Here is a 22,685-nt window from a genome sequence, read left to right on the forward strand (position 1 = left end):
ATACCGGTCTGCAAACAACATATCTTTTTGCAAACCGGCATATTTTTTTATTGTTTTTCTATTGTTTCTATCAACGCCGTAAGACTGCTCATATTATCTATGACATAATCAGCTCCTGCCGATAAATAAACTTCCGCGATTCTTGCCTTTTCTTTTTCCTTTTCTGCATCAGCCATCTGATTATATTCTTCTTCAGACATTCCCATAACCGAGCTGCCTTCAATAATACCTATAGATATCAGTCCGGCATTTTTCCCTTCTGTTATGTCTGCTACAGTATCTCCCACCTTTATGGCTGCTTCTGCCGAAGAAACTCCCAGCCTTTCCATGTTGCGAAATATCATGTAAGGATATGGCCTTCCCTTTCCTTCTGTATCATCAGGTGTAAAACAGGCATCAGGCTTATAGCCTTTTTTCGCAGCCTCTGCAGCAACTATCTTCATCATTTCCGCATTATACCCTGTAGTGGAACCGATCTTTATCCCTTTAGCTCTGAGCTCTGTCACAGCCTCCGTCACATATGGCTTTGGGGTGCCAAATTCAGAAAGTATATCCATGATAAGCTCCTCACTGAGCTTATATATGCGGTCCACATCACTGATTTCCCACGGTCTTCCTTTTATGCGAAGCCACTCCCCGGAAATCCTCGGCATCTGCATCACTGTATGAACATGATCCCACTTGGGAAGTCCCATAGGTTTTCTCACTTCATCAAGAGACGGCGTAATTCCAAACTGCTGAAATGCTTTTAAAAATGCCTGCACAGGAGCTATTGAACCAAAATCAACTGTAGTTCCTGCCCAGTCAAATATTACAGCTTCTATCCTTTTCATTCTTTCCTCCAAATCCTTATGGCCGGCTATCTACATATCCCACCATTCTTCATGCATGAAAATATCCCGCTTTTTTAACTCCTTAAAAATAATTTCAGGCTCAAAAGCATTCTCAGGTATCAAGATACCGCTGCTTTTTACCTTACCCTGCGCCAGCAGCTGAGCAGCTATGGAAAGAGGTATTCCCACATTTTTAGTGTATGCTCTAAGCCCCTCCCAATCCTTTACAGAGCCGTCAGAGGCAGGATGCGTATGATATATGATACCGCGTTTTTTCACTCCATCCTTTATGCCTGCCACCTCGACGTGAAGGCTGTAGCCGTAAAGTTCCGTCTTCTTACCCTCTTCACTGTTTACGAGATAATCTCCTATAAGAGTCATCAGTCCCACCTTCTGATTGCCCACCTGTATTTCAGGATTTCTAAGTATACCGTAATCGTAAAGTCCTCTGACCAGTGTCATATTCTGCTTAGGCCATGTGCCTCTTACCTCTATCAGTCTTACTCCCTTGTCCTTTAACGCCTGTGACAGGGTTATGGTTTCGGAATGAGGAATTATGTACTGGACAGTGTCTCCGTAAGGCTGCGGAAGCTTTACCTCCCTGGGTCTTGCAAAAGGCGGAACCTGAATAAATTCTCCGTCTTCAAAGACCACTCTCGATTTTAGCTCCGGGTCATACTCATATGTGGTAGTTTCCGTAATGGACTTGGAAAATGCGAAAGGTCTAAAGGCTCCGTGTGATACGTATACCTCCTCCACCGTGTCCAACTGATTTGAAAGGTGCATGGCCATCATCTGCGTAACTCCCGGCGTCATCCCAAAGCCCGGAACGCAGACCTTTCCTGCCGCCTTAAACATTTCATTCCACTGATTTTCCTCACCGAAGCCATTGAGATTAACACCGCTGCACCCTGCCTTGGCTATACACTCAGTTGACTTGCCGTTAAGGGTTATCTGTGTGCCATCCATGACAACATCGTATCCCCTCATAAGCTGAGCTGTGGCCTCAACATCATTGACGTCCGCCTTTACAACATTGACTCTGTCATCATCAAGCCACTGTGCTACCTTTTCGGCTTCCTCAACATTATAATCTCCAATGGTTATGGTATCAAAATCCGAATGCTGTACAAGGTCCATTACAGACTCCCTGCTTATTCTTCCTGCTGCGCCCAAACAAAAAACCTTCACGCTGTTACCTCCCTGACTGCCTTAAGCAATCTATCTATATCTTCGCTGTAAACCTCCCCTATATTACCGATACGAAAGGTTTCGGCGTCTGAAACCTTCCCCGGATATAGGACAAATCCCTTTTCCTTCATTTTTTCATAAAAATCCTTAAACTCAAAAGAACTGTCAGGATAGCAAAACGCTGTTATTATAGGAGACTGCATACCTTCGTCAAGCAGGGTCTCATATCCTATTTCCTTCATGCCCTCTCTGAGCCTTTGCTGATTCTCGCTGTAGCGACTGTATCGCTTCTCTATTCCGCCTTCCTTATCCAGCTCATTCAATGCCTGCTGAAAAGCCCTTACTGTATGAGTGGGAGATGTAAATCTCCACTTTCCTTTTTTATCCATGGTCTTCCACTGATCGTATACATCCAGACTGTGGGAATGAGCATTGCCTTCACATAAAGCAAGCTTTTGTACAGAAGCTATGATGAAACTGAATCCCGGCACGCCCTGTATGCATTTATTTGATGAGCTTATGAGATAATCTATCCCCCAGCCCTCCATATCCATAGGAATCCCGCCAAAGGCGCTCATGGCATCTACTATTGTCATCTTTTCTTTTTCCTTTGCCAAAAGACAGATTTCTCTCACTGGATTTAAAATGCCTGTAGTCGTCTCACAGAAAACCATTGCTACATGGCTTATTTCCTTATCCTTATCCAAAATCTCATTGACCTTATCTATGTCAGGCTGTTCTGTTTCAGAAAACTCTGCCAGTACATACGAACGTCCCATGGTCTGCATAAAGCTGACCATACGTCTGCCATAAGCTCCGTTTGCTATTATCAAAAGCTTGCCGTCTTCCGGTACCGCAGTTCCCAAACAGGCCTCAACCCCGAACGAGCCGCTTCCCTGCATGAGAACAGCCGTATATTTTTCAGGCTGTGATGTGGCATACTCTGTAAGCCTTGTTCTTATATCCTGAACTACTCCTATGTTATAATCCTCATCCCACGTACACCAATCCCTGAGCATGGCATTTCGTACTGCCGCAGATGTGGACAGCGGTCCCGGTGTAAGCAGAATATACGGATTGTCCGGAATATCAGACAACACTTTTTCTGTTTTCATTTGTTGATTCACCTTTCTTTCTTATCTTATATACAACTATTTCATACAATCCTCTGGCTATGATATTCACAAGAAGTATCAGCAGACTCATAGCAGCTGCCTGAGCTATATCTCCTGCCTCCTCCATGTGGGTTATAGCTATAGACGCCACCTTAAACTGCGCGCTGTAGAGAAATACCACAGCCGAAACAGTGACCATTGAATTCATAAAATAGTATAGGAATATCTCCAGTATAGCCGGCAGAGAAAGGGGAACTATGACTTTGGTAAAACTCTTCCATGCCGGAATCTTCATACTGTCTGCTACATTTTCATAATCCCTGTCATGTTTTTTTAGTGCACTGCTTGCTGTCACAAAAGGAACCGAATAAAAATGAACTATATTAGCAAGCACCAGAATGATAACTGTACCATATATGAAATTCAGCGGATTACTCTTACTGTTAAAGAAAAATATGAAACTGAGGCCTATCACCATCCCCGGCAGCGCCAAAGGAACAGAGGAAAGCAATCTGCCGATATTTTTCAGCACACGCGAACTTTTGCTTCTCTCTATTAAATAGGCATATACGAAGACAAATATAGTTCCCAATACCGCCGTCAAAAGACTCATGACGATGGAATTTATGAAACTCTGTATGCCGCCTGTCGATTCGCTGAATGAAAAATGCTCAAAGGTAAAGCCCATCTTATATGGGTAATATTCTGTAAATGCTCCCATAAACAAAACGCCTACCATGATGAACAGACACAGACTCATACCTCCGCACACGATATAAAAAACAAGATCCCTTGATACAGATTTTTTTATTTTAAGAGTGCTGGCCTTTGAACTTATACTGTCATCTGCTCCTCTTGATGTCAATCTGTCTATACCGAAGCTTATAATCGCAGGTATCAAAAGTAATGTTCCTACCACTGCGCCCATGTTCATGTCAAATTGTCCTGCCACCTGCTTGTATATATCTGTAGCCAGAACATTATAGCTTCCTCCCACAACCTTTGGGGCTCCGAAATCAGTAAATGCCAAGGTGAAACAAACAAAAAGACAATTTATAAGCGTATACTTCACCGACGGCATTGTTATGTATCTGAACTTTTTCAAATTGCCGCAGCCCATGGTCTCAGCCGCATCATAAAGTCTGCCGTCAGTATATCTGAATGCTATGTAAAACATTAGGAACGCCTGAGGGAATGTATAGATTATTTCCGAAAGAATTATTCCTGTGCGTCCATAAAGCTCTATATCCCATCCCATGTCTGTTATCACTCCCTGGGTTCCAAACAGGTATACGAGACTGAGTCCGTGTACTACAGTAGGAAGAAAGAGAGGTATAAGGGCTGTATATCTAAAAAATTGCTTTCCCTTTATATTAGTCCTCGTAAGCCCATATGCGTATACAAATCCGAGAATGGTGCTTATTAATGCCGTAGATACTGATACATTTATGGTATTTCCTATGGATACCGACAGAGATGGAGTTGAGAAATATTCTATGTAATTCTCAAGCCCCACAAATGTCCCATCAGCTGCAAGAAATGCTTTTGAAAAAAGGCTGTACAGCGGGCATACTAATATGACAACAAAACACATCGTCATCACTGTCATGGTTATACTCCCCGGTTTCAGCCCGCCAGTACCGTCAAGACGTCTCATAATCAACCCACCTCATTATTGACATATCTCAGAATGCCTGTTTTGGGTATCTGAAAAAAGATCTCATCCTCTGAACGAAGCGCCAGCTTCTTTACAGTCTCCGATGATATATCCACACAGATAGGATCCTTTGAAGTAAGCTCTCCGTATACTCTTGTAAGAGGGCCTCTGAATTCTACTTCTTTTACCCTTCCTTCCCAGCTCTCTGCTCCGGAATTAGAAATTTCTCTTGATATACCTATTTTCTCAGGTCTTACACCAAGCATCTCTCCGTCACTTGCTCTGTAAAGATTCATGGTTCCTATAAAATTGGCTACAAATATAGTTTTCGGATCGTTATAAATCTCATGAGGTGTACCGATCTGTTCTACCTGAGCGTTATTCATTACAACGATCTTATCAGCCATGGTCAGCGCTTCTTCCTGGTCATGGGTAACCATGATAGTGGTTATTCCCAGCTTTTTCTGTATGTGGCATATCTCGGTTCTAAGCTTTACCCTTACTTTGGCATCAAGAGCCGACAGTGGTTCGTCAAGGAGAAGATATTCCGGCTTAAGAGCTATAGCTCTTGCCAAAGCTGTTCTTTGCTGCTGCCCACCCGAAAGTTGTGACGGATATTTTTTCCTGTGACCCTCAAGATCCACCATTTGTATCACTTCTTCACATCTTGAGCGTCTTTCCTCCTTGCTTAAGGCCTTCTGCTCTTTGAGTCCGAACATTATATTTTGCTCTACTGTCATATTGGGAAACAGTGCATAGGACTGAAACACTATCCCAAAATTTCGCTTTGAAGGAGGCAGTTTAGTACAGTCTCTTCCGTTTATCACAATTTTTCCGCCCGATGGCTGCTCAAGCCCTGCTATTATCTTAAGCAATGTAGTCTTGCCGCAGCCGGAAGGACCTAAAATGCTCACCATTTCTCCTTTTTCTATATCCACCGATACGTCCTTTAACACTGTCTGATCGCCGAAGCTTTTATTAACATTTTGAATAGATAAAAACATATATCTTATTCTCCCTTCTTTTCTTCGGCTGAAGAGAATTTACTACTCCTCAGCTTCTGACTTAGCATCATACTTTTCCATCCATGTTTTCAGAATATCGTCTCTGCTTGAGGCTGCCCATGAGAAATCATTTTCTATCAGCTGCTCTAAAGGGTCTCCCTCGTATCCTTCGTATTCGCCTACGTCATTTGTAGTTATTATAGGATAATTCTCTTTATAAAGAGCCATGGCGCTGTCGGAAATAGCCCAGTCAAGGAATGTATAAGCCACAGGGTTTATCTCGTCCTTATTAATCAGTGCATTAGCTTCAAGATCCCAGCCTGACCCTTCCTCAGGGAAGATTACCTCTACAGGAGCCCCATCCTCTTTCTGGCTGAGTCCGGCATATCCAAAGCTTATTCCTACTGCACATTCTCCTGACGATGCCATCTTTGCAGGTTTGGACCCTGAATGAGTATACATAGCTATATTTTCATCAAGCTTATCCAGATACTCCCAGCCCTCGTCTTCACCCATAAGCTGCAAAACAGCTGACACTGTAAGGAACCCTGTCCCTGATGAATTGGGATTTGACATTACTATATGACCTTTAAAAGCCGGATCCAGCAAATCATCATATGATTTTATCTCAGGCAAATTGAGCTTTTCAGCCTCTTCCGTATTCACTACGATTGCAGTTTCCCACGCATCTATGCCTACCCACGTAGGAGTGTCTTTATCCGACTTGAATTCCGGAAGAATTCTCTCTACTCCCTCGGGAGCATACCCTTTAAGCCCCCCTTGATCATCCAGCACCATCATAGATGAAGCGGCTGTTCCCCAGACAACGTCAGCCTGCGGATTGTCTTTTTCTGCAATCAGCTTAGCGGTGATTATTCCCGTAGATTCACGTACAACATTCACTTTTATATCAGGGTACTTCTTATTAAAATCTTCCAAATACGTACTGACCTGCTCGTCTTCCAGAGCTGTATATACTGTTAACTCTCCCTCCGTGGCCTTTTCATCTGTATTTACGTTTTTATCTTTATCGGAACATGCCGTAAATGACAGAGCCGAAGCTAAAACTGTCACAGATAAAAGAACGCTGAGTAATTTCTTCTTCATTTCTTTATTTCCTCCTAAATGTCTTAAAATATGATCATGACATGAACACATCAAAGTTCATTGATCCTTACAGCTGCATTTTATCTTTTACTTTTGCTTCAAACAAGCAAGGATATGTAAAGCTTCTGTCAATTAAAGAATTCCGCCGGTTGTTTTTTATGTAACTTTTCTACATTAAAGGCTCTTTTTCTAAAGAGATCTCTTCCGATATACGGCTTTGCCGTTTTATTTTTTCTGAGTATTTTTCATAATCTGACGAGAGAATACCACAGTAAATCATATCCACTACGGCAAGCTGGCTGCATCTTGAATAAAGCGTATTACTGTATAAATGCTGTTGGTTGCCTGTGCATAAAATAATATCTGCATACCTGTTTATAAGTGAATCTTCAAAATTTGTGATTGCCACCGTTGCTGCGCCTGCATCTCCGGCTCTTCTCAAAGCTTTTACCGTGCATGAAGAATATCCCGTATATGATATGCCTACAGCTGCGTCACCCTCCGTCAGGCTGCCGGCAGCCATACTCTGCCTGTAAATATCCTGATGATACACAGCGTTGATTCCCAAATATATAAGCTTACTGGCCAGATCTTCCGCAGCAGCGGATGAATTTTCGGCTGCCAATATCAGTACCTGCTTGCTTGCTGACATGATTTTTGAAGCCTTCATAAGTTCAAATACCGACAGATTCTTCAGAGTATCCTCCATTTGTCTGATACTGGCACTTATCACTTTCATAGGAATATCTATAAATTTTTCTTTAGGAGAAATATTAAATGTAAGAGATTTTTCAATCTCAAGCTCTTCTTTTTCTGCCATAATACTTTCTTTCATTAAAACTGTTTTTACTTCCTTAAAGCCAGACAGTCCCATGGCCTTTGCAAAACGTATAACCGTGGGCTGGCTTACTTTTGCAGACTCTGAAAGTCCTTCAATAGTAAGCTTGGATGGATCAAAACCTCCTTTTATTATTTCATCTGCCACTTTTCTTTCTGAAGGACGAAACAAACGATAATTCTTTCTTATCTTGATAATAAATTCCGTGCTCATATATGTACCTTTCTTACAAAACTTAACTCTATTTTATCTCCGCATGTCACAGAACTGTTCACGTAACAGCTCCTCAGTACAACATAACGGTTTGTTTTAAAGAAAAAACAACGATCTTTTGTTAATTATAGATTCTTACGGTTAAATCCCCGTCTGTTCTACATTAAATGTAGGTAAAATAAAATAATAAAAACTTTGCAACTAAAGATATAAAAAAAGACTGTCAAATTAAGGAAAATCTAAGCAATTCCCTAATTCGACGCCTTTTTCTTTAATGTCTGTAATTCTGTTGTCATCATCTGTTTCGGCTTTATTTTCTATATTCAGGAGCTGTCATAGTGTAAATCATTATAACAATTCCGTACTTTTTAATCATTTTTTTCACATTTTGCCCCTTTATCATATCTATGCCAGAGTCTCGGCTATTTCATAAAGATCAGCTCTGAAATGCTTCTTCATAGACAAAGCCTCTTCCAAATCATATGCGATTATCTCATCGTTGCACGTACCTATCGCTTTGCTTTCCTCATCATCGTAAAGGAGCTTAATAGCCTTTGCTGCCATCATACTGGCAAGCATCCTGTCACGTCCTGTAGGTGTGCCTCCTCTCTGTATATATCCCGGCACAACCGCCCGAGCTTCACGCCCTGTACGCTCCTGCACTGTTTCAGCCAGCTGATGTGAACTTATTTCAACGCCTTCTGCCTTAACTATTATGCTGTGAAGCTTACCCGATTGCTGACCTCTGAGAACTCTTCTGCACACAGAGTTTATATCAAACTCCATCTCAGGCAGCAAAATCACATCAGCTCCTCCGGCAAGCCCTGAATAAAGAGCTATATCTCCGCACTCTCTTCCCATAACCTCTACTATAGTAGTTCTTTCGTGAGCTGAAGCTGTATCTCTGAGATTCGATATCATAGATAAAACAGTATTCACCGCTGTATCAAAACCAATAGTATAATCTGTATATGCCAGATCGTTATCTATGGTCCCCGGCACCCCCATAACGGTAATGCCGAGTGCGGCAAGCTCAGATCCGCCTCTAAAAGATCCGTCACCGCCTATTACTACAAGCCCCTCTATTCCAAAAGTTTCAAGAATATTAACTCCATGTTTTCTTCCTTCTTCTGTTCTGAATCTTTCACTGCGAGCAGTCCTAAGTATGGTCCCTCCACGCTGCAGAATATCACCTACAGACTGCCACTGCATCCTTTCTATCTCTCCGTCCAGCAAGCCTTCGTAACCTCTCTTTATGCCATACACTTCCATCCCCATGGAAATACCTGTTCTCACAGCTGACCGTACAGCTGCATTCATACCCGGAGCATCTCCTCCACTGGTGAGTATACCGATCCGTTTCATATCGCTTTCCTTCCTTAGTCTCTTTCAGCCTTTGTAATTTTCTTCTCCCACTATATTTATGACAGCCGTTCTAAACTCCATATCAGGGTTTACCCACAGCTCCGGCTCAGTTCTGAATGACCCTCCTGTAGGCATATATACGATAGTCTGATACATTCCTTTATGATTTCTCATGATCTGCTTGATATCTTCCAGCATAACAGAAACATCACCCGAAGGAAGCTTTATCTTCACCAGCCCCGCAGGCTCTGTTTTTTCCGGTTTCGATACGGTGAAATTCATTCTTTTCTTCCTCGGCTCCTCTCTGTCAGATGATAAACCGCTTATTTCCTTAAGATCGGTTATCCTGTCAGCCAGAAGTTTAGGTACTTCCCCTTCTTTGAAATTTATAGTTCCTGAAATAGATATTATCCTGTCTTCCGAAACAAATTTTGCGTATCTTTCATATACGTTAGGGAAAACCACCACTTCCACAGTTCCGTAAAGATCTTCCATATCTATGAAGGCCATCATCTTGTTGTTTTTTGTTATCAGCGTTTTCTTTCCTGTTATTATTCCCGCCATAACTACATGCATACCATCTGTGATAAAACTGTGACTCTCACCGCTTTCTTCACTTTCCAGTACATCTGCCAAATCCTGCGCCGTCACGGTAACTGATTTCTCTATGATTTTTTCATATTCTTTCAAGGGATGTTCTGTGATATATACCCCAAGCATTTCTTTTTCCTGCGCTATAAGCATCTCTTTTTCAAAATTCTTCACATCCGGAAGTCTTTTTACCGTTTCATTTTCCTCCATAGCCTCGGCATTTATCTGAAAAAGAGTTATCTGCCCTTCTATTGTATTTTTGGCATTTGACTGAGCCGACTCCACGAGCTGCTCATATACAGCCATATGAGCAGCTCTGTTATCATTGAGACGATCCAGTGCTCCTGCTTTTATGAGACTCTCCAGCGCCTTTTTATTAATCTTATGGATATCAAGATTATCTATAAATTGAAAAATATCCTTCGGCTCGCCTTTTTCCTCTCTTGCTTCTATTATGGCATCGATAGGCGCTTCTCCTACATTTTTTACACCCATCAGTCCAAATCTTATTTTTCCGTTAGAAACAGAGAATTTCTTATGACTTTCGTTTATATCAGGCGGAAGAACTTCTATACCCATTTCACTGCAGTTTCTTATGTATTTTGCTGTCGAATCCGGATCTCCCATTACACTTGTCAAAAGCGCCGCCATAAATTCTACAGGATAATGCACCTTAAGATATCCCGTTTCATAAGCAACCACTGCATAAGCTGCAGCATGCGATTTATTGAAAGCATATTCTGCAAAACTTACCATTTGGTTAAATATTTCCTCAGCAGCCTCTCTCGGCACACCGTTATTCACACATCCGGCAATCTCAACATTCCCGTCTTCATCTGTCTTGCCATTTATAAAATATTCCTTCTCTTCCAGCATAACATCCATCTTCTTCTTACTCATAGCACGACGAACAAGATCCGACCTTCCATAAGAATAACCGCCCAAATCTCTTACAATCTGCATTACCTGTTCCTGATATACCAGACAGCCGTAAGTGACAGACAGTATAGGTTTCAGGCTCTCATGGATATATTGTATGTTTTCGGGATGTTTTTTATTGTCAATATACGTAGAAATCGAAGACATCGGACCCGGTCTGTAAAGAGAAATACCTGCGACTATGTCTTCAAAACAGTCAGGTCTGAGATTTTTCATAAATTGAGTCATTCCTCCGCTTTCAAGCTGAAATATTCCCTGTGTGTTTCCTTTTGCAATCATATCGAAGACATCTGCATCGTCATAATCCATCGATGAAAAATCTATCTTGACTCCATGGTTTTTCTCTATCATCTCCAGAGCATCTCTGATTATAGTGAGATTCCTCAATCCGAGAAAATCCATCTTCAAAAGCCCCAGTTCTTCTATAGTCGTCATATTAAACTGGGTAGAAAGCCCCTTATCCGCAAGATAAAGCGGCACATATTCGTCTATACTTTCCTTGGAAATAACAACCCCGGCCGCATGAGTAGAAGCATGCCTTGGCATACCTTCTACAGCCCTTGCCATATCTATGACTTTTCTTGTAGTCTCCTCGTTATCATACTTTTCCTTGAGTTCCGGACTCGTCTCCAATGCCTTATCTATAGTCATCTTAAGGGCAAACGGTATTGCCTTAGCAATGGCATCTGTCTCCGGATAGCTTACGTTTAGAACTCTTCCCACATCACGGACCGCCTGTTTAGCCTTCATTGTTCCGAATGTAATTATCTGAGAAACTTTATCTTCTCCATACTTTTCTATGACGTAATCTATGACTTCTCCTCTTCTTTCATAACAAAAATCTATATCTATATCAGGCATGCTGACTCTCTCCGGATTCAGAAATCTTTCAAATATCAATCCATATTTTATAGGATCTATATCCGTGATACGCAAAGTATAAGCCACTATACTGCCTGCTGCCGATCCTCTTCCCGGACCTACCATTATTCCCTTGTTCTTGGCATAATTTATAAAATCCCATACTATAAGAAAATACTCTACATAACCCATATTTTCTATAGTAGAAAGCTCATAATCCAGCCTTACCTGAAGCTCCTTCATATCATCTGCAGCCGCATCTTTATATCTCTGTTTCAGACCGTCTTCACACAATTTTCTCAGATATTCTCTGTTGGACATTCCGTCAGGAGCTTTAAAATCAGGCAAGTGAAGCTTGCCAAACTCAAAAGTAACATTACATCGCTCTGCTATCTTAGCTGTATTATCACATGCTTCCGGTATCGATGAAAAAATTTTTCTCATTTCATCTTCCGATTTCAGATAAAACTGATCGTTGGGAAATCTCATTCTGCCTTCTTCATCTATGGTTGCTGCCATCTGTATGCACATGAGTACATCCTGTGCCACAGAGTCCTCTTGTCTTACATAATGAACATCATTGGTGGCGACAAAAGGAATCCCTGTTTCTTTATGAAGACGCTTCATATCCGGAAGAATCCGCATCTCTTCTTCCAGCCCCTGATCCTGAAGCTCAAGGAAAAAATTATCCTCTCCGAATATATCGCGCATCTCAAGAGCCTCTCTTCTGGCCCCATCATAATCCCCATTGAGAAGCCTATGCTGTATCTCTCCGGCAAGGCAGGCAGATAAAGCTATTATCCCTTCGCTATACTTCCTGAGAACGTTCTTATCTATTCTCGGCTTATAATAAAATCCATGGCGGTATCCTTCTGACACTATTTTCATAAGATTTCTGTAGCCTTTATTGTTTTCAGCCAAAAGAACCAAATGTCCCATATGCTTATCTTTCTCTGAATCCTTGTCAAACAATGTTCTTGCCGCCGTATAAACTTCACAGCCTATGACAGGCTTTATGCCTTCTTTCAAACATTCTCTGTAAAAATCAATAACGCCGAACATCACTCCGTGATCGGTTATAGCTACAGAATCCATTCCCAACTCCTTGGCACGTGAGACAAGATCAGCAATACGTGATGCTCCGTCAAGTAAACTATATTCTGTATGTACATGAAGATGTGTAAATGCCATATCAATTCCTTCTTTTTATATGCAAAAAATATTTCGTTTATATAACTTATTTCTGTAATAATTATACCTTATTAGGTAAAAAAATCATACCGTAAAAAATTTTAAATGATTTCCCGGGAAAATGTATTTTTTTCCTTTAAAACTTATATTAAATAGAGTAGAATAAAAAAAGGTTTAAGGAGAAGATATGAAAAAATTTGTTATAACCATTTCCATAATTATTTTAATAATTATCATCGCATTCACCTGTGCAACGATAGCGTATTCAAAAACAGATTCTTATGAAAACAGTAACTTCCCCGACAATACAACGATAAACGGTATCGACTGTTCAGGACTTACTTACGAAGAAGCTGAATCAAAACTTACAAAAGAATGGAACTCAAAACACATCGTGATAACAGGCCCGTTAAGCGATGACATGGCTACCTTCACGGATTTTGACTGCACATATGATATAATGAAAGATTTAAAAAAATCAAAAACTCATTATATGGTATTCGCTGCAGCTAACCATTTTGCCAAAACTCCACTGGTTATTCAGTTTCCTATGGTAGTCAAGGATTACGGACAGCAGTTCAAAGAACGTGTTATTTCTTCATCTTTCCTCAATCAGGAAAAAGCAAGTGCCAGCAAAGACGCATATGTGGATCTTTCCGATCCCGATTTTCCCATAGTTCCCGAAAAATACGGAGATAAACCTAATGCGGAAAAGTTCTTTACAGATCTGCTTCACCATATTCAGACCGGTGAAATAAAATTCATGTACGAAGAAAAAGATTATTATACACTTCCGAAAATAACTGCAGAAGATGAAAGCCTCAAAGAATATCAGAAATACTGCAAGAAATATCTCAGTCAGAAAATTACATATGATATGGGAGATGAAACTTTTACCATATCAGCTGAACAACTTGCCAGTCTTATGAAAGATAATAAATCAGGAAAAGCAGATAAGGAAGCTGTAAAAAAATATGTTGCTTCCTTGGCGGAAAAATACGATAATATAGGAGCCCAGAGAAACTTCACATCACTGAGCGGAAGACAAATCAACGTAAGCGGCGGTACTTACGGATGGAAAATAGATCAGGAAAAAGAAGCGGAACAGCTTACAGCTGACATAAATTCTCATAAAGATATCACTCGCGAACCGCTATTCTCCGAAAAAGGTTACGGTAAATATTCCACAGATGTGGGAAATACATATATAGATGTAGATATTTCCGGACAGATTGTTAAATTATACAAAGACGGAAAGCTCCAGTTCAGTGCGAACTGTGTCACCGGATGCAAAACAGATGGAACCACCACAGATACAGGTACCTTTTACGTTCTCAACAAAGTACGGGATGTAGTATTAAAGGGAGATAATGCCGACGGCAGTAAATATGAAAGCCCTGTTAAATACTGGCTGGGTGTCACATGGGGAGGTCAGGGACTTCATGACGCAGACTGGCGAAATACTTTCGGCGGAAGTATCTGGATACGCGGGGGCAGCCATGGCTGTATAAACATGCCGCCAAATAAGATGCCTTCACTCTACAACGCAGCTGAAGTCGGAATGCCTGTAGTAATGCATTACTGAAAAATAAAAAGGACGCATATACTCGTCCTTTTTTATTACACACAGCACACCGTTACCGATGATTTTACTCTTTCTAAAGAAGAGACTTCTTCATTTTCTTTACATATTCTCTAATATAAAACACACTCTTATCTCCGTATTTTTCACATATTTTAACGATAGCCGAACCTACTATGGCTCCATCGCTTTTTTCCGCCATATTTTTTGCCTGCTCCGGCGTTGATATACCGAATCCGACAGCGCAGGGCAGATCACTATTCTCCCTGACCAGCTTTACCATTGTTTCCACATCTGTAGTTATATCTGAGCGCATTCCTGTAACACCTAACGACGAAACACAATATATAAATCCTCTGGCCTCTTTGGCTATCATCGCAATCCTGTCATTAGACGTAGGAGCTATCAGAGATATAAAGTCTATATTGTACTGTCTGCATACATCATCAAATTCTCTCTTTTCCTCAAAAGGTACATCAGGTAATATTATTCCGTTCATTCCAGCCTCTGCTGCTCTTTTTACAAACTTTTCAATCCCATAAGAAAATACTACATTAGCATAAGTCATAAACACCATAGGAATATCAGTATTTTTTCTTATCCTCTCTACCATTTTGAATATCTTATCAGTAGTAACTCCTCCTGACAGTGCTCTGACATTCGCCGCCTGTATCACAGGCCCTTCAGCTGTAGGATCTGAAAAAGGTATACCCAGTTCTATAAGATCAGCCCCCGCCTCTTCCATGGCATATACAATCTGCTCTGTAGTTTCCAAAGAAGGATCTCCGCATGTTACGAAAGGTATAAAAGCCTTTCCGTTTTTGAATGCATCTGCTATATTTTTACTCATATATATCCTCCCCTCTGTATCTGGCTATAGCTGCGCAGTCTTTATCACCTCGGCCCGATATCGTTATAACCACTATTTGATTTTTATCCATATGAGGAACTATTTTTCTCGCATATGCCACAGCATGCGCACTCTCTATAGCAGGTATTATCCCCTCCTTCTGTGAAAGATACTCAAAAGCCTCCACGGCCTCCTCATCAGTAACCGGTACATATTCAGCCCTCCCTATATCATGCAGATATGCATGCTCAGGCCCTATCCCCGGATAATCAAGCCCTGCCGATATAGAGTAAACCGGAGCAATTTGACCATACTTATCCTGACAAAAATAAGATTTCATTCCATGAAATATACCAAGGCTTCCCACAGATATAGTAGCCGCCGTTTCAGCAGTATTTATCCCTCTGCCTGCCGCCTCACATCCTATTAATTTCACAGACTCATCTTCTATAAAATGGTAAAAAGTTCCTATGGCATTCGAACCTCCTCCTACGCATGCCATAACTACATCCGGAAGTCTTCCCTCTTTTTCCATCAGTTGCTCTTTTATTTCTTTGGAAATAACAGCCTGAAAGTCTCTCACAATAGTGGGAAATGGGTGAGGTCCCATTACTGATCCCAGCACATAATGTGTATCCTCTATCCTATTGGTCCATTCTCTCATAGTTTCCGATACAGCATCCTTTAATGTGGCAGTTCCTGAAGTCACCTCATGCACGCAGGCTCCTAAAAGTTTCATTCTGTAAACATTTAAAGCCTGTCTTTCTGTATCTTCTCTTCCCATAAATATTTCGCATTCCAATCCCATCAGAGCCGCTGCAGTAGCTGTGGCCACACCATGCTGTCCCGCTCCTGTTTCTGCTATTACTCTCTTTTTTCCCATCTTTTTTGCTAAAAGAACCTGCCCCAAAACATTATTTATCTTATGAGATCCTGTATGGTTGAGATCTTCTCTTTTTAAATATACTCTGGCTCCTCCAAGATCTTTTGTCATATGAGCCGCGAGATACAGTCTTGACGGCCGTCCCGCATATTCATTGAGAAATTCCGTTAATTCACTGTTAAACTGAGAATCATCTTTATATCTGTTATAAGCGTCTTCCAGTTCCAGAACCGCATTCATAAGTGTTTCCGGTATATACTGCCCTCCGTGAACACCAAATCTTCCTCCTGTCATATTATTTCCTCCTGTCATATTCCCGTACTGCTTCAACTGTTTTAATTATTTTCTTCCTGTCTTTTATGCCTTCTGTTTCAAGACTGCTGCTCAAATCCACGGCATAAGGCTCCAGTCTGGATATAGCTTCTTTTAGGTTATATAAATCAAGTCCTCCCGCAAGAAAAAATTTTCTGCCTGCGCTTTCAGCTAAAGACCAATCAAACGTTCTGCCGCTTCCTCCACTCCCCTGATCGAGCAGTATATAATCTGCGATACTGGATATGGCTTTTTCAATATCCTGCCTGCCAGTCACAGAAAAAGCTTTAATTATCTTTCCATCAGTCATTGATCTCAGACTGCGAATATATCTTTCGTCCTCATGTCCGTGAAGTTGTGCTACTGATATAATTCCGGCATTCATAAGCCTTGCCGGAAGCTGAAGCGGTGCATCTGCGAATACACCTACAGGCATTATATTCTTATCCAGCTTTTCCGCAAGTTTCGCTGCCTTCTGATAAGAAACAGATCTGTGACTCTTTGAAATCTCTATCACAAATCCGGCATAATCAGGTTTTGCCTCGTTGACATATTCTATATCCTCAAACCTCTTAAGGCCACATATCTTTATTTTAGTCATGGTTATTACCTCTCTGCCGCAGTCTTTGCTTTCCCACCTGCGTCAAGGCCGCCGCTCAGTTCCTTAAGGGCTGCTTTCTTATCGCTGCTTCTCATTAAAATTTCTCCTATAAGAACAGCATCCACATTATTGTGTCGAAGTTTTCGAATATCATCATTTGATCTTATACCGCTTTCTGATACAAATATGATGTTTTCCGGAACCAAGCTCCTCAGTTTGACACTGTTTTCCATATCTACCCTGAAACTTCTCAGATCACGGTTGTTGATTCCTATTATATTTGCTCCGGCATTTACCGCCTTTTTTACTTCTGCTTCATCATGAGCTTCTACTAAAGCATCCATCCCCAAATTCTGTGACAAACGTATATATTCAGACAATTTTTCTTCAGTCAATATAGAACATATTAGAAGTACAGCCGAAGCTCCGAGAGTTTTGGCTTCATATATCATATAATCGCTGACAACAAAATCTTTACGCAAAACAGGTATATCCACTGCTTCTGATATTTCCGCAAGATATCTGTCATCTCCCATGAAATAAAAAGGTTCCGTAAGGCACGATATAGCAGCTGCTCCCGCAGCCTCATATTCCATCGCTATATCAAGATATGGAAAATCATCTGTTATAATACCCTTAGACGGAGATGCCTTTTTCACTTCGCATATATAAGACATCCCCTCTTTCATCAGAGCCTCTCGGAAAGTTATCTTCGGTTTTTTCAACGTATCCTGACATATAGCTTCCGCTCTCATTTTTATTTCCTGCGGTGAAACAAACTCCTTCTTCTTTCTGACTCTTCCTCTTGCTTTTGCCGTTATCTGATCCAATATATTTTCTGTTTCCATCGTTATGTCCCTCGCTGTCATTTGTTGCTCTTCTCAATAAACTGATGCAGTTTTCTAAGTGCAGAGCCATTATCTATAAGATCCTCAGCATATCTTACCCCATCTTCTATGGAAGATACTGCTCCGGTTATATAAAGCGACGCACCTGCATTAAGACATACTGCATGTCTTTTCGCCCCCTTTTCCCGTCCTTCCAATATATCTAAAGTTATTGACGCATTTTCCTTCGGGCTTCCTCCTGTAAGCTGATCCCTGCCGCATCTTTCATACCCAAACTGCTCAGGCGTCAATTCATATGACTGAAACCATCCGTCCTTTATCTCACACACAGATGTAGGCGCACATATAGAGATCTCATCGAGTTTATCCCGACCGTATACTACCATTCCTCTCTGCACTCCCAGTTTTGCCATTACCTGCGCCAAAGGCTCTACCAGCGATTCATCAAATACACCCATGAGTTCCATATTCGCACCTGCCGGATTGCTGAGCGGACCCAATATATTAAAAACCGTCCGTATTCCCAGTTCCTTTCTTATAGGGGCCACATATTTCATAGCTACGTGGTAATTCTGTGCAAAAAGGAAACAGATATTTATCTCTTTCAAAAGTTCTGCACTTCTTTCCGGCGATATTGCAATATCCACTCCAAGAGCTTCCAGCACATCCGCCGCTCCTGACTTTGAAGATGCAGCTCTGTTTCCATGCTTAGCCACAGAAACTCCTGCCGATGCAATAACAAGAGATGCCGTCGTAGATATATTAAAAGAATTGGAACCATCTCCGCCTGTCCCCACTATTTCAAGAACATCCATATCATGAAGTAATTTTATACAATGAGACCTCATCCCTGCTGCCGACGCAGTAATCTCATCTATGGTTTCACCTTTCAAAGACAAAGCGGTCAAATATGCCGACATCTGTACCGGCGTAGCCTCCCCACTCATGATCTCGTCCATCACTTCTTCTGCCATTTTATATGTAAGGTCTTCTTTTTTAGCCAGTTTAAATATCGCTTCTTTGATCATTTCTCACTACCTCCATAAAATTTTCTATCATTTTCCGTCCATCAGGCGTCATCACCGATTCAGGATGAAACTGCACACCGAATATAGGATACATTCTGTGTTCCAAAGCCATTATCTCTTCATCATCAGCCTCCGCTGTTACCTCAAGCTCCTCCGGAAAATCATCTTCAAGTGCTGCCAGAGAGTGATACCTCGCAGCTTTAAATTGTGGCCCCAGCCCTTGAAATAACCTTCCTTTTCCTCCCTGATAAACTTTGCTCTGTTTACCATGCATCAACTTTTTTGCATACGAAACAGTTCCTCCGAAAGCTTCACATATCGCCTGATGTCCCAGACATACACCTAATATAGGTATCTTCCCTGTAAAATGCCTAATGGCTTCTATACATATACCGGCGTCTTTCGGTTTTCCCGGTCCGGGGGATAATATAAGCGCCTCAGGCTCCATATCTTCTATATCTTTAAGTAAACATTCATCATTTCTTACTACTTTTATATCTCTTTCCACTGTTCCTATAAGCTGATACAGATTATAGGAAAAACTGTCATAATTATCTATCAGCAAAATCATTTCAAGCCCTCCTTCGCCTTTTCTATGGCATTTATGACCGCTCTTGCTTTATTACCGCACTCTTTGAACTCATTTTCTGCAATACTGTCGGCCACCACTCCTGCACCTGCTCTTATGCATATTTTACCGCGCTTTTTATACACAAGCCTTATAGCTATACAGGTATCCATATTCCCTGTAAAATCCAAATACCCTATTGCTCCGCCATAAACACCTCTTTTATCTCCTTCCAATTCTTCTATTATCTGACAGGCTCTGAATTTAGGCGCTCCCGATAGTGTTCCTGCCGGAAGGATTGCATCAACCGCATCTATAGCATCTTTATCTTTGCGAATAGTTCCTGTAACCGTTGAACCTATGTGCATTACATGAGAAAACTTTTCTATAGAAAGATATTTCTCTACCTTAACGCTTCCTATCTCACTCACCTTTCCGAGGTCATTCCTTCCCAGATCTACCAGCATATTATGCTCTGCAAGTTCTTTCTCATCTGCAAGAAGCTCTTGTTCAAATGCTTTATCCTTCTTTTCGTTCTCTCCTCTCGGTCTTGTTCCAGCCAACGGGAAAGTACTGAGTCTACCATCATCAAGTTTTGCAAGAGTTTCCGGAGATGCTCCGGAAAGTTCAATATCATCACTTGAAAAATAAAACATATATGGAGACGGATTTTCTGTTCTCAATACCCTGTAAGTATCGAAAAGACTGCCTTCTGCCTCAGCCTGCATGGGATTGGAAATGACTACCTGAAAAATATCTCCTTCATGTATATGCTTTTTTGCTTTTTCTACCATACTGCAGTATTCTTTCTCTGAGAAATATGGTTTTATCTCCGATTTCAGAATAAGCGGATCAAATACTTCCTTTTCACCATTACTTATCAGTTCGGCCATATCATTCAGTGTCTTCTCTGCATTTTTGTAAGATCTCTCTATATCATCAGTCATAACTCCTGCTATAAGAAGAAGCTTCTGTCTGTAATGATCAAAAGTAATCACTTTATCAAAAAGCATAAGATCCATATCTCTAAAATCCTGATCTTTCTTTGATGCAAATTTAAGTTTAGGTTCACTATACTTTATGTAATCATATGAAAAATACCCTACCAGCCCTCCTGTAAATGTTGGCAATCCATTCATTACAGGTGTCTTGTATCTTTTAAGAATCCCTCTTAATATATCCCCTGGATGATTTACCTGAATAATCTTTTTCTGCTGACTGCCATCGTCCATAACTTCTCTTATAGTCAGTTCGCCATCAGTACAGCTGATCTCCATTCGAGGATCATATCCAAGAAAAGAATATCTTCCCCAGACCTCCTGCCTTCCGGCACTTTCCAAAAGATAGCAATGCCTACTGACTTTCCTCAATATCCTCATCACCTCTACAGGAGTACAGCTGTCTGAAAAAATCTCTCTGCAGACCGGTATCCTCTTATACTTCCCTGATGCGGCTATTTCTCTTATCTTGTTTAATGTCGGATACATGATACCTTACCTCCTTTAAATATCTTATTAATTGTAAACCACAGAGCACTGTAAAATCAGTACACTTTGAAACCCTCTGATTTTTGTGTTTGTCCTTACGCCAAAACAAATTTTTAAGCATGCTGCAATAAAAAACTCGCCCTCGACAGAATATAAATTCCATCAAGGACGAGTAAATACCCGCGGTGCCACCTTAATTCATGGTATGACCCATGCTTCTCTACGGAATACCAACATATTCCTGACAACTGACGTATGTCCTACGTCGCAGAATACTCAGCCTCCGTATAATTGTCTTCCGGCCTTTGACTGCGCCCTCAGCGGTCCATTTGGCAATCTGCTTTTCCGTCCGGCTCTCACCATCCCAGACTCTCTGTGGGTGCATTATTGCTTTGATCTCCGCTTCATCGGTTTACTATTTTCATTAAAAATATCATAAATTTATGTGTGTGTCAACAATTTTTTACTGTATGCCACAACTGACTTATTTATTCTCCACAACTTCCAGAAGTTTATTTTTAAGCTCATTTTCCATTTTTCTCAGTTCCGTCTCAGCCTCTGCCCTTTTCTGACGGCCTTCCTGCTGTATCGTCATCACCTCATCAAGGGTTGATATCAGGGTTTCATTAGTATGCTGAAGAGTTTCTATATCAACTATTCCCCTTTCTGTTTCTCTGGCAGTATCTACAGTTGCCATTTTCAAAGTTTCAGCATTCTTTCTAAGAAGCTCGTTAGTCATATCAGTAACTTCTCTCTGAGCTTTCACAGCTTCCCCTGAATGCGCAACTCCAAGAGCAAGGACCATTTGACTCTTCCATAAAGGTATAGTGTTTACAAGAGTAGACTGTATCTTCTCTACCATCATCGTATCATTGCCCTGTACCATTCTTATCTGAGGAGCAGTTTGTATTGATATCGTTCTTGTCAGCTCCAGATCATATAGTTTCTTTTCGAAACGCTGACATTTTGATTCAAGGTCTTTTGCAGCCTGCACATCTTCGGGAAGACCACTTACTTTAGCTTTCTGCGTCATCTCGGCAAGCTGCCCTGCATTAATTTGCGCAAGCTTCTTTTTCCCGGCAAGAATATACATGGTCAGTTCTTTAAAATATGTCAAATTGGCATCATACATCTTATCAAGAACCGCAATATCTTTTAAAAGCTGTACTTGATGATTCTCCAACACTTTACATATACTTTCAACATTAGTTTCAACCTTGGCATATCTTGCCTTAAGAGCCTCGATCTTATTCTTTCCTTTTTTAAAAAAGCCAAACAAGCCCTTTTCCTCTGTAGTATCAAATCCCTTAAGTTCCGTTACAACACCTGTAAGAAGGTCTCCTACTTCTCCCAAGTCCTTTGATTTGACCTTTTCAAGAGCCGTTTCTGAAAAATCAGCCATTTTCTTTTGAGTTCCCGCTCCATACTGAAGTATCGTCGCTGAATCTTCCAAATCAATTTGCTGCGCGAAATCATCTACTATCTTTTGTTCTTCAGGTGACAGCACATTGTCATCCATAGCCTCCGGTTCAGCAGCCTTCACCGGATTCACCTTCTCGGATTCCTTAAAAGGATCCAGTGTCAGCGTAGGTGTCGATGCTTCTTTAAATTCCATATCCAT

General features: G+C 41.1%; 18 protein-coding genes. 1 reads left to right on the forward strand and 17 read right to left on the reverse strand.

The annotated features are described in order from the left end of the window. Positions 1-47 precede the first annotated feature (47 nt). The 9 genes from phnX to ACLR96_RS00590 form a co-directional block, all read right to left on the reverse strand. Positions 48-833 carry a phosphonoacetaldehyde hydrolase gene (gene phnX / locus ACLR96_RS00550; RefSeq protein ID WP_177267887.1) on the reverse strand — a complete coding sequence of 262 codons (786 nt, stop codon included), beginning with the start codon at positions 831-833 and terminating at the stop codon, positions 48-50. 30 nt (positions 834-863) lie between these two features. Further along, complete coding sequence (locus ACLR96_RS00555) at positions 864-2,024, reverse strand: saccharopine dehydrogenase C-terminal domain-containing protein (protein WP_177267889.1); 1,161 nt, start codon at positions 2,022-2,024, stop codon at positions 864-866. Then, complete coding sequence (gene phnW, locus ACLR96_RS00560) at positions 2,021-3,139, reverse strand: 2-aminoethylphosphonate--pyruvate transaminase (protein WP_177267890.1); 1,119 nt, start codon at positions 3,137-3,139, stop codon at positions 2,021-2,023. Before phnW ends, ACLR96_RS00555 begins: the two co-directional genes overlap by 4 nt. Next, positions 3,114-4,796: a putative 2-aminoethylphosphonate ABC transporter permease subunit gene (locus ACLR96_RS00565; RefSeq protein WP_412265066.1), complete on the reverse strand. Its 1,683-nt coding sequence runs from the start codon at positions 4,794-4,796 to the stop codon at positions 3,114-3,116. The genes phnW and ACLR96_RS00565 overlap by 26 nt, the downstream gene beginning before the upstream one ends. A 2-nt stretch (positions 4,797-4,798) precedes the next feature. Then, complete coding sequence (locus ACLR96_RS00570) at positions 4,799-5,800, reverse strand: ATP-binding cassette domain-containing protein (protein ID WP_177267893.1); 1,002 nt, start codon at positions 5,798-5,800, stop codon at positions 4,799-4,801. A gap of 42 nt (positions 5,801-5,842) precedes the next feature. Continuing rightward, positions 5,843-6,907 (reverse strand): putative 2-aminoethylphosphonate ABC transporter substrate-binding protein, encoded by a 1,065-nt coding sequence (locus ACLR96_RS00575; RefSeq protein ID WP_177267895.1) that lies wholly within the window; start codon positions 6,905-6,907, stop codon positions 5,843-5,845. A 169-nt stretch (positions 6,908-7,076) separates the two neighbouring features. Beyond that, positions 7,077-7,958, reverse strand: a complete 882-nt coding sequence (locus tag ACLR96_RS00580; protein ID WP_177267897.1) for an SIS domain-containing protein — start codon at positions 7,956-7,958, stop codon at positions 7,077-7,079. Between the two features lie 405 nt (positions 7,959-8,363). Continuing rightward, entirely contained in the window at positions 8,364-9,323 is a 960-nt protein-coding gene (gene pfkA, locus ACLR96_RS00585; RefSeq protein WP_177267899.1) for a 6-phosphofructokinase, read from the reverse strand. A gap of 24 nt (positions 9,324-9,347) precedes the next feature. Next, positions 9,348-12,905, reverse strand: a complete 3,558-nt coding sequence (locus ACLR96_RS00590) for a DNA polymerase III subunit alpha (RefSeq protein ID WP_207722970.1) — start codon at positions 12,903-12,905, stop codon at positions 9,348-9,350. Between the two features lie 187 nt (positions 12,906-13,092). On the opposite strand from ACLR96_RS00590, the gene ACLR96_RS00595 reads away from it, so the two are divergent. After that, entirely contained in the window at positions 13,093-14,490 is a 1,398-nt protein-coding gene (locus tag ACLR96_RS00595) for a L,D-transpeptidase family protein (protein WP_177267901.1), read from the forward strand. 73 nt (positions 14,491-14,563) lie between these two features. On the opposite strand, the gene trpA is transcribed toward ACLR96_RS00595, so the two are convergent. From trpA to ACLR96_RS00635, 8 genes are all read right to left on the reverse strand, one after another. Further along, positions 14,564-15,337, reverse strand: a complete 774-nt coding sequence (gene trpA, locus ACLR96_RS00600) for a tryptophan synthase subunit alpha (protein ID WP_177267903.1) — start codon at positions 15,335-15,337, stop codon at positions 14,564-14,566. Continuing rightward, positions 15,330-16,514 (reverse strand): tryptophan synthase subunit beta, encoded by a 1,185-nt coding sequence (gene trpB, locus ACLR96_RS00605; protein WP_177267905.1) that lies wholly within the window; start codon positions 16,512-16,514, stop codon positions 15,330-15,332. Before trpB ends, trpA begins: the two co-directional genes overlap by 8 nt. Before the next feature lies 1 nt (position 16,515). Beyond that, positions 16,516-17,133, reverse strand: a complete 618-nt coding sequence (locus ACLR96_RS00610; protein ID WP_177267907.1) for a phosphoribosylanthranilate isomerase — start codon at positions 17,131-17,133, stop codon at positions 16,516-16,518. A gap of 5 nt (positions 17,134-17,138) precedes the next feature. Beyond that, positions 17,139-18,002, reverse strand: a complete 864-nt coding sequence (gene trpC / locus ACLR96_RS00615; RefSeq protein ID WP_412265067.1) for an indole-3-glycerol phosphate synthase TrpC — start codon at positions 18,000-18,002, stop codon at positions 17,139-17,141. Continuing rightward, positions 17,999-19,009, reverse strand: coding sequence for an anthranilate phosphoribosyltransferase (trpD, locus tag ACLR96_RS00620; protein ID WP_177267909.1), 1,011 nt, complete (start codon positions 19,007-19,009; stop codon positions 17,999-18,001). Before trpD ends, trpC begins: the two co-directional genes overlap by 4 nt. Next, a complete protein-coding gene (locus tag ACLR96_RS00625) occupies positions 18,987-19,580 on the reverse strand; it encodes a glutamine amidotransferase-related protein (protein WP_177267911.1) in 594 nt (197 codons plus the stop codon). Before ACLR96_RS00625 ends, trpD begins: the two co-directional genes overlap by 23 nt. Continuing rightward, positions 19,577-21,064: an anthranilate synthase component I gene (gene trpE, locus ACLR96_RS00630; RefSeq protein WP_177267913.1), complete on the reverse strand. Its 1,488-nt coding sequence runs from the start codon at positions 21,062-21,064 to the stop codon at positions 19,577-19,579. The genes ACLR96_RS00625 and trpE overlap by 4 nt, the downstream gene beginning before the upstream one ends. A 484-nt stretch (positions 21,065-21,548) precedes the next feature. Continuing rightward, on the reverse strand, positions 21,549-22,685 hold the full coding sequence (locus ACLR96_RS00635) for a toxic anion resistance protein (RefSeq protein ID WP_177267915.1): 1,137 nt from the start codon (positions 22,683-22,685) through the stop codon (positions 21,549-21,551).

Origin of the sequence: Lentihominibacter sp., from assembly GCF_046951855.1 — a bacterium.
Lineage (GTDB): Bacteria > Bacillota > Clostridia > Peptostreptococcales > Anaerovoracaceae > Lentihominibacter > Lentihominibacter hominis.

What these genes read in the sequence shown, in the direction of transcription:
- phnX (WP_177267887.1), bottom strand. Translation starts at nt 833, where the DNA reads ATGAAAAGGATAGAAGCTGTAATATTTGACTGGGCAGGAACTACAGTT.
- phnW (WP_177267890.1), bottom strand. Translation starts at nt 3,139, where the DNA reads ATGAAAACAGAAAAAGTGTTGTCTGATATTCCGGACAATCCGTATATT.
- ACLR96_RS00565 (WP_412265066.1), bottom strand. Translation starts at nt 4,796, where the DNA reads ATGAGACGTCTTGACGGTACTGGCGGGCTGAAACCGGGGAGTATAACC.
- ACLR96_RS00570 (WP_177267893.1), bottom strand. Translation starts at nt 5,800, where the DNA reads ATGTTTTTATCTATTCAAAATGTTAATAAAAGCTTCGGCGATCAGACA.
- ACLR96_RS00575 (WP_177267895.1), bottom strand. Translation starts at nt 6,907, where the DNA reads ATGAAGAAGAAATTACTCAGCGTTCTTTTATCTGTGACAGTTTTAGCT.
- ACLR96_RS00580 (WP_177267897.1), bottom strand. Translation starts at nt 7,958, where the DNA reads ATGAGCACGGAATTTATTATCAAGATAAGAAAGAATTATCGTTTGTTT.
- pfkA (WP_177267899.1), bottom strand. Translation starts at nt 9,323, where the DNA reads ATGAAACGGATCGGTATACTCACCAGTGGAGGAGATGCTCCGGGTATG.
- ACLR96_RS00590 (WP_207722970.1), bottom strand. Translation starts at nt 12,905, where the DNA reads ATGGCATTTACACATCTTCATGTACATACAGAATATAGTTTACTTGAC.
- ACLR96_RS00595 (WP_177267901.1), top strand. Translation starts at nt 13,093, where the DNA reads ATGAAAAAATTTGTTATAACCATTTCCATAATTATTTTAATAATTATC.
- trpA (WP_177267903.1), bottom strand. Translation starts at nt 15,337, where the DNA reads ATGAGTAAAAATATAGCAGATGCATTCAAAAACGGAAAGGCTTTTATA.
- trpB (WP_177267905.1), bottom strand. Translation starts at nt 16,514, where the DNA reads ATGACAGGAGGAAGATTTGGTGTTCACGGAGGGCAGTATATACCGGAA.
- ACLR96_RS00610 (WP_177267907.1), bottom strand. Translation starts at nt 17,133, where the DNA reads ATGACTAAAATAAAGATATGTGGCCTTAAGAGGTTTGAGGATATAGAA.
- trpC (WP_412265067.1), bottom strand. Translation starts at nt 18,002, where the DNA reads ATGACAGCGAGGGACATAACGATGGAAACAGAAAATATATTGGATCAG.
- trpD (WP_177267909.1), bottom strand. Translation starts at nt 19,009, where the DNA reads ATGATCAAAGAAGCGATATTTAAACTGGCTAAAAAAGAAGACCTTACA.
- ACLR96_RS00625 (WP_177267911.1), bottom strand. Translation starts at nt 19,580, where the DNA reads ATGATTTTGCTGATAGATAATTATGACAGTTTTTCCTATAATCTGTAT.
- trpE (WP_177267913.1), bottom strand. Translation starts at nt 21,064, where the DNA reads ATGTATCCGACATTAAACAAGATAAGAGAAATAGCCGCATCAGGGAAG.
- ACLR96_RS00635 (WP_177267915.1), bottom strand. Translation starts at nt 22,685, where the DNA reads ATGGATATGGAATTTAAAGAAGCATCGACACCTACGCTGACACTGGAT.